This window comes from Enterococcus sp. DIV1537a (assembly GCF_051712085.1).
Taxonomy (GTDB): Bacteria; Bacillota; Bacilli; order Lactobacillales; family Enterococcaceae; genus Enterococcus; species Enterococcus faecalis.
Genome location: NZ_JBIOOE010000001.1, coordinates 2,017,489 through 2,030,008, shown reverse-complemented (window position 1 = coordinate 2,030,008; position 12,520 = coordinate 2,017,489). Strand labels below are relative to the sequence as shown.

12 protein-coding genes are annotated in these 12,520 nt (G+C 37.6%); 9 read left to right on the top strand and 3 right to left on the bottom strand.

Annotated elements, in window-relative coordinates:
- Nucleotides 1–18: 18 nt before the first annotated feature.
- Nucleotides 19–804 (top strand): ChbG/HpnK family deacetylase, encoded by a 786-nt coding sequence (locus tag IGJ41_RS09945; RefSeq protein WP_438714358.1) that lies wholly within the window; start codon nucleotides 19–21, stop codon nucleotides 802–804.
- A 38-nt stretch (nucleotides 805–842) separates the two neighbouring features.
- On the opposite strand, the gene IGJ41_RS09940 is transcribed toward IGJ41_RS09945, so the two are convergent.
- Nucleotides 843–1,673: an undecaprenyl-diphosphate phosphatase gene (locus tag IGJ41_RS09940; protein WP_002356708.1), complete on the bottom strand. Its 831-nt coding sequence runs from the start codon at nucleotides 1,671–1,673 to the stop codon at nucleotides 843–845.
- 115 nt (nucleotides 1,674–1,788) lie between these two features.
- Between IGJ41_RS09940 and IGJ41_RS09935 the strand changes: the two genes are divergently transcribed.
- From IGJ41_RS09935 to IGJ41_RS09915, 5 genes are all read left to right on the top strand, one after another.
- Nucleotides 1,789–2,349 (top strand): PTS sugar transporter subunit IIA, encoded by a 561-nt coding sequence (locus IGJ41_RS09935; RefSeq protein ID WP_002380597.1) that lies wholly within the window; start codon nucleotides 1,789–1,791, stop codon nucleotides 2,347–2,349.
- A gap of 151 nt (nucleotides 2,350–2,500) precedes the next feature.
- Nucleotides 2,501–3,610, top strand: a complete 1,110-nt coding sequence (locus IGJ41_RS09930) for a DUF871 domain-containing protein (RefSeq protein WP_438714356.1) — start codon at nucleotides 2,501–2,503, stop codon at nucleotides 3,608–3,610.
- On the top strand, nucleotides 3,585–4,475 hold the full coding sequence (gene murQ / locus IGJ41_RS09925; RefSeq protein ID WP_438714354.1) for an N-acetylmuramic acid 6-phosphate etherase: 891 nt from the start codon (nucleotides 3,585–3,587) through the stop codon (nucleotides 4,473–4,475). The genes IGJ41_RS09930 and murQ overlap by 26 nt, the downstream gene beginning before the upstream one ends.
- 22 nt (nucleotides 4,476–4,497) lie before the next feature.
- The gene (locus tag IGJ41_RS09920) at nucleotides 4,498–5,952 is read left to right on the top strand and encodes a PTS transporter subunit EIIC (protein WP_002356713.1); all 1,455 of its coding nucleotides are present in this window, start codon (nucleotides 4,498–4,500) and stop codon (nucleotides 5,950–5,952) included.
- Nucleotides 5,953–6,038: 86 nt separating this feature from the next.
- Nucleotides 6,039–6,887 (top strand): MurR/RpiR family transcriptional regulator, encoded by an 849-nt coding sequence (locus IGJ41_RS09915; protein WP_438714352.1) that lies wholly within the window; start codon nucleotides 6,039–6,041, stop codon nucleotides 6,885–6,887.
- A gap of 49 nt (nucleotides 6,888–6,936) precedes the next feature.
- Here the strand turns inward: IGJ41_RS09915 and IGJ41_RS09910 are convergent, their stop codons facing one another.
- Nucleotides 6,937–7,647 (bottom strand): histidine phosphatase family protein, encoded by a 711-nt coding sequence (locus IGJ41_RS09910; protein ID WP_002411106.1) that lies wholly within the window; start codon nucleotides 7,645–7,647, stop codon nucleotides 6,937–6,939.
- Nucleotides 7,648–7,687: 40 nt separating this feature from the next.
- Complete coding sequence (locus IGJ41_RS09905; protein WP_002356716.1) at nucleotides 7,688–8,314, bottom strand: MBL fold metallo-hydrolase; 627 nt, start codon at nucleotides 8,312–8,314, stop codon at nucleotides 7,688–7,690.
- Nucleotides 8,315–8,533: 219 nt separating this feature from the next.
- Here IGJ41_RS09905 and guaD point away from each other — a divergent pair, with 219 nt between their 5' ends.
- The 3 genes from guaD to guaC all read left to right on the top strand — a co-directional run bounded on the left by guaD (nucleotide 8,534) and on the right by guaC (nucleotide 12,373).
- Complete coding sequence (guaD, locus tag IGJ41_RS09900; RefSeq protein WP_153853981.1) at nucleotides 8,534–9,919, top strand: guanine deaminase; 1,386 nt, start codon at nucleotides 8,534–8,536, stop codon at nucleotides 9,917–9,919.
- 3 nt (nucleotides 9,920–9,922) lie between these two features.
- Nucleotides 9,923–11,254 carry a nucleobase:cation symporter-2 family protein gene (locus IGJ41_RS09895; RefSeq protein ID WP_002359736.1) on the top strand — a complete coding sequence of 444 codons (1,332 nt, stop codon included), beginning with the start codon at nucleotides 9,923–9,925 and terminating at the stop codon, nucleotides 11,252–11,254.
- Nucleotides 11,255–11,395: 141 nt separating this feature from the next.
- Complete coding sequence (gene guaC, locus IGJ41_RS09890; protein WP_438714349.1) at nucleotides 11,396–12,373, top strand: GMP reductase; 978 nt, start codon at nucleotides 11,396–11,398, stop codon at nucleotides 12,371–12,373.
- The last annotated feature ends 147 nt before the right edge of the window (nucleotides 12,374–12,520 follow it).

Genomic DNA, 12,520 nt, shown 5'->3' with positions numbered 1-12,520 from the left:
GAAAAGAGGGGGGAGCTGTTGGTTAAAGTAATTATTGATGCTGATGATTTTGGGATGTCAGAAGCGATTAATCATGGCATTATCAAAAGTTATGTCGATGGTTTAACAACGTCGACACTTTTGATGCCCAATTTACCAACAGCAGAACATGCCGTTGCGTTAGCAAAAAATTATCCAGGCTTATTTGTAGGTCAGCATACGAATTTTTTATTAGGGAAACCTTGTGCGGACCCATGTATGATTCCTTCACTGGTAGATGAACAAGGCAATTTTCATCGCTCTTCTTATTATCGTCAACAAAAACAAGTAACCTTCGTATATGAAGAAGTACGACTTGAAACGATTGCGCAATTGACGCGCTTTAAGAAACTAACTGAACATTATCCTGAACATTTTGATTGCCATTCGATTGGTGATGAAGTGGTTGATCAAGTATTTTTAGAATTAGCAGAAGAGTACGGACTTCATACAACCCTGAAATATAGTGGGGAAAAAGAATATCCACCGCAACAAGGTTATTTCCAGGTGACACATTTGTTAGAGTCTGGGGCGTTATCTTATATTCACGAAGGCGTATCAGTGGAGAATTTTTTAAAAGATGACTTTGGTTTATTACGGATGCCGGAATCGGCAATTGCTGAGATGCATTTTGATGTTGGGTATTTGGATCAATTTGTTTTAGACAATTCTTCATATACCACTTTACGCTGCAAAGAATTAGCAACGATTTGTGATCCTCGTGTTCGTCAGTGGTTTGAAGAACAGGGGATTGAGCGAATAACGTTTGGCGATTTAAAAAAATAAAACCGTTGCTTTCACTATTGAAAGCAACGGTTTTATTTTTATGAGAATAACCAGTAGCCAATTAAAATCGCACCTAAAATTACACGATACCAACCGAAAACTGTAAAATCGTTTTTCTTCAAGTAATTCAATAAGAATTTAATCGCAATGATGGAAACAACGAAGGCAACAATAGAGCCAGTTAATAAAATAATGATTTCTTCTGATCCAAACGTATTTCCTTTGGCCAAGAATTTAAAGATTTTTAAAAAACTTGCTCCAAACATTACTGGAATTCCTAAGAAAAATGAAAACTCTGTTGCAACAAAACGTGAGGCCCCAATTAAGATTGCCCCTAAAATGGTCGCTCCTGAACGTGAAGTTCCTGGAATTAATGCCAGTACTTGGAAAGCACCAACGATTAAAGCGGCTTTATAAGTGAAGTCTTTTAGATTAGTACACTTCGGTGCAACATTTTTATTTCGTTTTTCAATGATAATAAAAGCAATCCCATAAACAATTAACATAATCGATACTGTTAAAAAGTTATAAAAATGTGCATCTAAATAATCATCAAATTTTAGACCAATAACTGCCGCTGGTAAACAAGCGACTAAGACTTTAGACCAAAGAATCCAAGTATCTTTTTTCTCTTCGCCATTTTTCTTTGGTGAGAAAGGATTCAATTTGTGGAAGTATAAAATAACAACCGCCATAATCGCTCCCAATTGGATAACGACGTTGAACATTTCCATAAAATCTTTACTTAGATCGAGTTTAATAAACTCATCCACTAAAATTAAATGTCCGGTACTACTAATTGGAAGCCACTCGGTAATTCCTTCGATAATACCAAGAATAATTGCTTTCCATAGGTTAGCAAAAAGCATGTCACCATTCCTTTCTGAAATAAATGCAAAATACATCAAGTATAAGTATACCCGCTGACAAAGTAAATGCCAATGCAAATTCTTATTTTAAAATAAATTTTAGAATTATACAAAGGTGCCACTTGTAATTCATGAAACTTTTTTCTATACTAGTGATACTTTAAAAAATGGGGGAAGAGAAATGTTTGGATTTTTGAAGAAAAAGAATGAAGTTGTCGAAAATAATACAATGTATGCCGTTGCCAATGGAACCGTTATCCCAATTAGTGAAGTGAATGATCCTGTTTTTTCACAAAAAATGATGGGAGATGGCTACGCAGTAGTTCCAGAAAATGGTGAAATTTATGCACCTATTGAAGGAGAAGTTTTAAGCGTTTTCCAAACAAAACATGCCATTGGTTTAAAAATGACAAACGGTCTTGAAATTTTATTACACATGGGTATCGATACGGTAGAGTTAAACGGGGCACCGTTCACTATTAAAGTGAAAGAAGGCGACCAAGTGACTGCAGATACGGTGGTCGCAATTGCTGATTTAGAAGCAATTAAAGCAGCTGGTAAAGGAACTGAAATGGTTGTTATTATTACCAACATGGATAAAGTAGCACAATTTTCGTTAGAGAAAACTGGCGTGGTTACAGCTGGTACACCAGTTGGCTCTGCCACAGCCAATTAATGCATTAGACAGATATTTCTATAAAGGAATATCTGTTTTTTTTTGAACAGAAATAAAATTTTATTTTGGAGTTAAAAAATATTTAGAAAAATAGTTGAAATTTTATTTCAAACAAGTTATAATGAAAGCGTATTAGAGAGGAGCTAAAAAGATGTATGGTATTTCAGTTTTTCTTGGTGAAGAGATTACAAACGATACAATTATTTATATCAAAAAGATGAAAGCGCTTGGATTTGATGGTATTTTCACTTCTTTACACATTCCAGAAGATGATACTTCCCTTTACCGCCAACGCTTGACTGATTTAGGGGCAATTGCTAAGGCAGAAAAAATGAAAATTATGGTAGATATTTCAGGTGAAGCGTTAAAAAGAGCGGGTTTTTCTTTCGATGAATTAGAGCCTTTAATCGAGTTGGGCGTAACTGGCCTTCGGATGGATTATGGCATTACGATAGAACAAATGGCTCATGCTTCACATAAGATTGATATAGGATTGAATGCTAGTACCATTACACTGGAAGAAGTGGCTGAGTTAAAGGCTCACCAAGCGGACTTTTCTCGCTTAGAAGCTTGGCATAATTATTATCCAAGACCTGAAACAGGCATTGGAACAACATTTTTTAATGAAAAGAACCGCTGGCTTAAAGAATTAGGCTTACAAGTTTTTACTTTTGTGCCAGGAGATGGGCAAACAAGAGGCCCAATTTTTGCTGGTTTACCAACATTAGAAAAACATCGGGGGCAAAATCCTTTCGCCGCTGCCGTTGGTTTGATGGCTGATCCTTATGTCGATGCTGTTTATATTGGTGACCCCACAATTAGTGAGCGAACCATGGCTCAATTTGGTTATTATCACCAAACCAATCAATTTCTGTTAGAAGTAGTACCTAGCGAGAGCCGCTATTTGAAGCGAATACTTGGGACTCATACCAATCGTTTAGATGCTGCAAGAGATGTTTTGCGAAGTGAATTATCAAGAACGAGTGAAATGTTCAGAAAAGATGAAATTGCAACGATTGAGTCAGAGCAGACTGAAGCACGTCCAGTGGGAACCGTAACGATTGATAATGAAAAATATGGTCGCTATATGGGAGAAATTCAAGTCACACTGGTGGACTTGCCGAAAGATGAAAAAGTCAATACGATTACACGAATTATTGAAAAAGATCAAACGATATTGCCGTTAATCAAGGCAGGCAATCAATTTACGCTAGTCACGGAAGGAACGATAGAAAATGAATTTAGAAAACTTAACAACTGAACGTAGAAATGAAAATACAATGGGCTTAGATGAGATGAGTGTCAAAGAAGCTTTACAAAAAATGAATCAAGAAGACCAACAAGTTGCAATGGCAGTGGGTCAAGAATTAGCAGCCATTGAACCAGTGGTAGAAGCCATCATCAAAAGCTTCAATCAAGGCGGCCGCTTGATCTACATGGGCGCTGGTACGAGTGGTCGGTTAGGTGTCTTAGATGCAGCCGAATGTGTACCAACTTTTGGCGTCGAGCCAGAGATGGTTCAAGGCCTCATCGCTGGTGGTCAAAAAGCAATGACTGTCGCAGTAGAAGGTGCTGAAGATTCAAAAGAACTAGGTCGTCAAGATTTAGTTGATCTAAAATTATCAGCAAATGACATTGTTGTCGGGATTGCAGCCAGTGGTCGGACGCCTTATGTAATTGGCGGTTTAGAATATGCTGCAACGGTGGGAGCAGCTACCGCAACTGTGGCATGTAATAAAAATGCCGAAATTAGTAAATATGCGCAAATGCCGATTGAAGTAGATGCAGGACCTGAATTTTTAACAGGTTCGACTCGCTTGAAATCTGGGACAGCTCAAAAATTAATTTTAAATATGTTATCAACTATTTCCATGATTGGTATTGGGAAAGTCTATAATAACTTAATGGTTGATGTAAAACCAACCAATGAAAAATTAGTGGAGCGTTCCAAACGGATTATTATGGAAGCAACGGGTTGTAGTTATGAAGTTGCCGAACTAAAATTTGTAGAAGCAGAAGAAAATGTGAAGTTAGCAATTGTAATGATTTTAACTGATAGTACTAAAGAAGAAGCAACACAAAAATTAATTGACGGGAATCAATTTATCAAGAATACATTAAATTAAGGAATTAGGAGGGTGTTTTAACATGGCAGAAGAAAGAATTAAACGCATTGCTGATGGGATTTATAAAGAAGTTGGTGGTCAAGAAAACGTGGACAAAGTCATTCATTGTATGACTCGTGTTCGTATGGATATCCGCGATTATGACAAAGTGGATATTGAGGGATTGAAAAAAATTGATGGCGTTATGGGCGTCGTAGAAGATGATACGTTGCAAGTAGTTGTTGGTCCAGGGACTGTTAACAAGGTTGCACAAGAAATGGTAGATCAAGCAGGTGTCAAATTGGGAGAACCATTTAATCATGACACCGCAACTGATGCTTCAGCAGGCAAATCTGGAAAAGATTTAGTAGAAGAAAAAGCCGCTCAAATGAAAGCACAACAAAAAGCGAAACAAAATAACACTTCACCATTTAAAAAAGTGTTAAAAGCCATTTCTAGTATCTTTGTTCCGATGATTCCTGCCTTTGTTGGGGCTGGTATTATTGGCGGGATTGCAGCTGTTATGTCTAACTTAGTTGTTGCTGGTGATATTTCAGCTTCATGGCAACAATATATTGATGTCTTAAATATCATTAAAAATGGGATTTTTGCTTATTTAGCTCTTTACACTGGGATTAACAGTGCCAGCGTTTTTGGTGCAACGCCAGCGTTGGGTGGTGTTATTGGGGCAGTCACAATGTTGACAGGAATGAATCCGGATGCACCAATCAGTAATATTTTCACTGGGGGAACATTATCTGCAGGACAAGGCGGAATTATCGGTGTTATTTTTGCCGTATGGTTATTATCATTGTTAGAAAAACAATTGCATAAAATTGTCCCAGAATCAATTGATATTATCGTAACGCCAACCATTTCACTTTTAGTGATTGGCTTAGCAACTATTTTCTTAATCATGCCTGTAGCCGGAGCTATTTCTAATGGCTTAGTTGGTATTATCAATGTTGTCTTAGAAAAAGGTGGCATGGTTGCTGGCTTTACTCTTGGTTTAACCTTCTTGCCAATGGTAATGTTTGGTTTACATCAAATTTTGACGCCAATCCATATTGAAATGATTAATCAAACAGGGATGACTTTGTTATTACCAATCTTGGCCATGGCTGGTGCGGGACAAGTCGGTGCAGCTTTAGCATTATGGATTCGTTGTAAATCAGATAAAAAATTAGTTGAAATGATTAAAGGTGCCTTACCAGTTGGGATTTTAGGTATTGGTGAACCATTAATCTACGGAGTTACTTTACCATTAGGACGTCCATTCATTACTGCTTGTATCGGCGGTGGTATTGGTGGTGCGGTGATTGGGGCCTTCGGTAATGTTGGTGCGATTGCTATTGGACCAAGTGGGGTGGCTTTAATTCCATTAATTGCCAACAACCAGTGGCTTGCTTATGTATTAGGGTTATTGGCCGCTTACGCAGGTGGTTTTGTAGCAACGTTATTCTTTGGAATTCCTAAAGATATGCAAACAACTAAATAATAAATAGAAAAAGGAGAACTTGGCTTCTCCCTTTTTCTTTGTTAAAATTTAATTGCGTAGGAAATGGTGTATCAGGAGGGATGTTTATGCAACAAAATATTGTTTTATCTATCCAAGATTGTCTACAACAATTACCAAAATCAGAACGAAAAATCGCAGAATATATTTTAAAAAATACAGAAACAGTTATTTCAATGAATGCGCAAGAGCTAGCGAAACAAGCAGGATCAAGTCCAGCGGCAATTATTCGCTTTTGTCATTCTATGGATGTGAATGGCTTCACAGAGTTGAAACTTTTATTATCTGCAAATCTTGGCCAAATGAAGCAGCAAATGTATACTGAAGTTACTAAAGGGGAATCAACAGCTGATATTAAACAAAAGTTACAGGCGCGCTTTGTTCATGTGGTTGAGCGAAGCGGTCAGACATTAGAGGATGTCGCAGTGAATGAAGCCGTTGATTTGTTGGAAAAAACAGAAGTAATTTTTGTCTATGGATTAGGTGCCTCTTCGTTGGTTGCTCAAGATATTTATCAAAAGTTTACGCGATTAGGCCGAACGGTATTTACAACATTGGACCATCATTTATTTGCTTCTATGTTAGGCTCAACAGAAAAGCCTAGTGTTTTTATTGTTATTTCTAATTCTGGAACGAATAAAGAAGCAAGTACTTTAGCTGATTTAGCGAAGCAGCAAGGGATTCCTATTATTAGTATCACACAAGATGAAAAATCAGTGATTGGTGAAAAAAGTGATATCGTCCTCCAAACCTCTAGTGGGGAAGACGTGCCATTGAGAAGTGCGGCTACTGTTTCCTTGGTGGCACAATTGTATGTAGTCGATGTTTTATTTTTTGCTTATGCAGCAAAAAACTATAAGGAAACCTTAGAAAAAATTCAAATCTCAAGAAAAAATGTAGAACGTTTAAAAGAATAAACAAAAAGAGAAGGTTATCTGTCATTTTGACAGATAACCTTCTCTTTTTTTACAATAAACAGCGCTTTTCAGCGATCTTTTTTCCCTTTTCAATATAAGAAATATCATTAATTCCTTGAATGGTAAATGTTCCTTTTTCGTAAGTTAAGGTCGTCACGCTACCATTCTCCAGTGCCATCTGCATAGGCAAACTTGCGTCAATTAAGGAAAGTAAAAAGGAAATTGTTAGTCCATGGGAAACCACCATGACTTTGCCGCCACCATTTTTTTCTCGATGATGAGCGATATCTTCGAAACCAGACCAAACACGATCACGGATAACTTCATAAGGCTCCGCCCAGTCAGCCGTATCGGCTTCAATAATAGCATTTGCTAACTCGCGATAGGTAATCTTCGTGGTCATCATGTCTTCATAACTTTTAAAAGCTAAAATGCGTGGCACCACACCCCAAAGTTCACCATCATAGCCGCCATCTAAAGAACCAAAACACCACTCACGAATCCGTTTATCGGTTAGGTAAGGAATCTTTTGGTGGTTTTGATGTTCTTGTAAAATAATCTGAGCGGTTTGCATGGCACGACCACTATCACTACTATAGGCTTCCTTAAAGTCTATGTCTCTAAGACCTAAGCCTAAATGATAAATGCCTTCTTCTCCTTGTTTGGTTAAGGGGGTATCTGACCAGCCTTGGGTACGGCCAATCGTATTAAACATCGTTTTTCCGTGACGAATAATATAAAGTGTCGTTGCTTCAGTCATTGCTACTCCTCCTAAGTTTCTTTAAATAGTGAATAAATCTCTAATTAAAAAATGGGTTTGTGGCTTTTTCATGTTGAATGGTTGTGGCATCACCATGGCCTGGATAAACAGGAAATTCTTCTGGTAAAGTGAATAGATAGGTCGTAATGCTGTGTAATAATTGTTGCATATCACCAGTGTGTAAATCGGTACGACCAATACTACCTTTAAACAATGCATCCCCAACAACAACAAAATCATCAAAGACAAAGCTGACGCTACCAATTGAATGACCAGGTGTTGGGACTACGGAAAATTTCATGCCGCCAATTTCATAATCGGTTAGTTTAAATTCGTGTTCGGCGGGTTGAACAATAATATTTGCTATATCATCATGTCTGCCTAATCCTGAAAGATTCAAAATAGGATTGGAAAGCCACGCTTGTTCTAATGGACTAACATAAACAGGGATTTGATAATGATGGCGCAATTCTTCTACCGCACCAATATGATCATAGTGAGTATGTGTTAATAAAATAGCGGCTGGTTTCTTCCCTAAACGGGTAATTTCTTGAATTAGTTTTGCTCCTTCTGCACCTGGATCAATAATTAATAATGCTTCTTCATTATAAACAAGATAACAGTTCTCTTGAATAACACCTGTTCTAATTTGTTCGATCTGTATCATCTCAGGACCTCCTAAAGTTCTAACGATTCTCTTCAAGTATACCGAAGAATCTTAAGAATAGAAAGTTTTCTTGTTTATCCAAAGAAAAAATAAATCATTCTTAGAATGTTCGGTTTTTGCTTGTTTGAACATGGATTTTTTTTAAAAAAATCACATTTTTATAGTTATTAAACGAAAGTTTATGTATAATCTTCATGTGATAGTAAGGAGGAGTATTAAATGTTTCATTTTGTAATAAAAGGAACAGGTTTTTCTAGTAAAAATTTGCAAGAGATTAAAGTCTATGAAGAGACACTTTTTTGTATAGATGAGGCCGGAGTAATTCAGGAAATAATTGAACCAGATGCTGAAGCGTATGAAACTGTGCTAGCAGAACAAAAAGAGGCGCAACGTTTTCAAGAATTGCCCCAAGATTCTTATCTTTTACCCGGCTTTGTTGATTTACATGTCCATGCACCTCAGTGGGCACAATCAGGGACCGCCTTGGATATTCCATTGCATGAATGGCTGAATACGTACACGTTTCCTTTGGAGTCCAAATTTGCAGATTTAACATTTGCCCAACAAGTCTATGATGAATTGGTAACCCAATTGTTAGCTAATGGGACAACAACAGCCCTTTATTTTGCAACCATTCATTATGAAGCTAGCCGTCGTTTGGCAGAGATTTGTGCGGAAAAAGGGCAGCGTGGCTTAATTGGTAAAGTTGTAATGGATGATCTTAATGAGAATCCTGAATACTATCGTGATCAAACAACGCAACAAGCATTAGAAGAAACGGAACGGTTTATTCAAGAAATTCAAACATTAGCGCAGCAAACAAAACAAGGCGTGTATCCCGTTGTAACTCCGCGTTTCATTCCTAGTTGTACAGAGGAAGCACTTAAAGGATTAGGAGAATTAGCAGCGAAATATCAAGTCCATGTTCAAAGTCATTGTAGTGAGAGTGATTGGGAACATCAATTTGTTCAAGAACGTTTTGGAAAAAATGATGCTCAAGCATTGAATGATTTTGGTTTATTAACAGAAAAAGCAGTGATGGCACATGCAGGCTTTTTAGAAGAAGCAGATATGAATTTATTCCATGAAACAGGGACGGCTGTGGCGCACTGCCCAATCTCTAATGCTTATTTTGGCAATGCAGTAACACCGATTGCAAAATTAGTACATCAACATCAAGTAGAAGTTGGTTTAGGTAGTGATCTTTCAGGTGGTTTTTCACCAAGTCTTTTTGACAATTTAAAGCAAGCGGTTATTTCTTCTAGAATGTTAGAAGATGGTGTCGATGCTACAAAAAAAACAGAAATACGAGGTGTTAAAACAGCACGGATTACCGTAAATGAAGCGTTTTATTTAGCTACTGCTGGTGGTGGTCAAGCGCTAAGTTTACCAATTGGAAAATTAGAAAAAGGGTATGCTTGGGATGTTCAAATTATTAATACAAGCTTGTCACAAGCACGAATCCCTAAAAATCCAGGGGAATCATTGCTTGATATTTTCCAAAAAATCTTATATTTAGCACGACCAGAAAATATTCGAGAAGTCTGGGTACAAGGTGAAAAAGTACATGATAAAAATTTAATGTCAGCAACTAAAGGAGTATAAAAAATGAGTGAAAAGAAACAAAATAATCTTCATTTAACAGTGGGGCCAGAAGATTCAGTATCTTTTGGGCAGGCCACTATGTTAGGGATTCAGCATGTCTTAGCAATGGACGTGTACGTCGTACCTGTGATCATTGCTTCAATTATTGGGATTAGCACAGCACAAACGTCTTCTTTAATCCAAGCAACATTCATAGCAGCAGGACTTGCCACGATTATTCAATCTCATTTTTGTATGAGATTACCAGTTGCGCAAGGCCCTTCATTTATTCCAATCGGGGCAATTGCAGGAATTTATTTTGCCAATAACCAACAAGGAAATGGCTGGGGCGCAGTTTTAGGTGCTAGTTTAGTGGGGGCAATTGTTGTTATTATATTAGGATTTACTGGTATCTTTAATCGTTTAATCACTAAATTTGTTCCACCAATTGTGGGAGGAACAATTATTTTTGTGGTGGGGCTTTCGTTAATGCCAGTCGCTTTATCGGATAATATTTACCACGCAAAAGGGGAATTAGGACAAAATATTTTATTAGCATTTATAGCAGCGGGTACGTTGATCTTCTTTGCGCTCTTAGGTTCTGCTTTGAAAAAAGGGCGGATTTTCCGCGTTTCTTCTGTTATTTTGGCATTATTATTTGGGAGCATCGCGGCACAATTATTAGGGGTACTTGATTTATCAGCCGTTAGTGAAGCGGCTTGGTTTAGTTTGCCTCAGTTACCATTAGTTAACTTTTCTTTCCAATTTGATTGGTCAGCCATTGCCACGATGTTAGTTATTTATCTGGTTTTAATGGCGGAAACAACAGGCACTTGGTTTGCTGTGAGTCATGTTGTCGCTGAACCTTTGACCGAAGAAAAAATTAATCGCGGCGTAATTGGTGAAGGCTTAGGTTGCTTAGTTTCTTCATTCATTGGCGGCACGCCAGTAACTAGTTACTCTACAAATGCTGGGATTATTTCAATCACTGGAGTTGCTAGTCGCAAGGTTTTTGTGGCTGCAGGTGCGTGGTTTGTCTTATTTGGCTTATCTGGAAAACTTTCCACCTTGATTTCGGCCATTCCGGCACCAGTTATCGGCGGTGTTTTTGTGGTTGTTTGTGGCATCATTTCTGTAAGTGGAATGAAAGTCATGAGCGATGTAACAATTCATGAAAAAGAGATGTATGTAATTGCCGTTCCGATTATTATGACATTAGCGTTGACATTGTTACCAAAAGAGTTTTTGGAAACTCTACCACAATTTTTACAATATTTATTTAGTTCACCCGTGGCAACTGCCTCAATTGTTGCTATTTTATTGCAGGCCATTTTACCAAACGTTCAAGAAGGGTAAAAAGATTAATTTTCGTTAAAACGCCTTTGACAAGTGGCGGTAAATAGTGTAAATTAACAATGGTGTTTGTAAACACGAACGTTAAATGACCGAATGTTCGGTTTTTACGTTATTTTTGTAAATAACTAGGAGGCAGTAAGTATGAAAGTTTTTGATTATGAAGATGTCCAATTAATTCCCAATAAATGTATCGTGAATAGTCGTTCTGAATGTGATACTACAGTAACTTTAGGAAAACATTCGTTTAAAATGCCTGTCGTTCCAGCGAACATGCAAACAATTATTGATGAAACGATTGCGGAAACCCTTGCTGAAAATGGTTATTTTTATATCATGCATCGGTTTGATGAAGAGGCGCGAGTGCCATTTATTAAAAAAATGCAACAAAAGGGCTTAATCACGTCAATTAGTGTGGGTGTGAAAGAAGGGGAATACGCTTTTGTTGAAACGTTAGCCCGAGAAGGTTTAGTTCCTGACTACGTGACAATTGATATCGCCCATGGTCATTCAAATGCGGTGATTAATATGATTCAACACTTGAAAAAATCTTTACCAGAAACGTTCGTTATTGCGGGCAATGTTGGAACACCAGAAGCCGTTCGCGAATTAGAAAACGCTGGAGCCGATGCCACCAAAGTGGGGATTGGACCAGGAAAAGTATGTATTACTAAAATTAAGACTGGCTTTGGGACAGGTGGCTGGCAGTTAGCGGCTTTACGTTGGTGTGCCAAAGCTGCTCGGAAACCAATTATTGCAGATGGTGGAATTCGGACCCATGGAGACATTGCAAAATCTGTGCGTTTTGGGGCAACTATGGTCATGATTGGTTCATTATTTGCTGGACATGAAGAATCACCAGGTGAGACAAAAGTGGAAGATGGTGTTGTTTACAAAGAATACTTTGGTAGCGCCTCTGAATTCCAAAAAGGCGAAAAGAAAAACGTTGAAGGCAAAAAAATCTGGTTACGCCATAAAGGGAAGTTGGCAGATACTTTAGTCGAAATGCAACAAGATTTACAATCTTCCATTTCATACGCGGGAGGTAGCGATTTAGAAGCGATTCGTAAAGTTGATTATGTGATTGTAAAAAATTCTATTTTTAATGGTGATACCATTTAACATTCAACTATAGACTGAAAAGAAGACAGCACGTAGTGCAGAAATTAAAATGATTTCTGCATTACGTGCTTTTTTTACTTTACCTATCGTAGTAATCGTGTTAAGATAATTACAACGACAGACGTAGTACGATAGTTGAAGTACTTG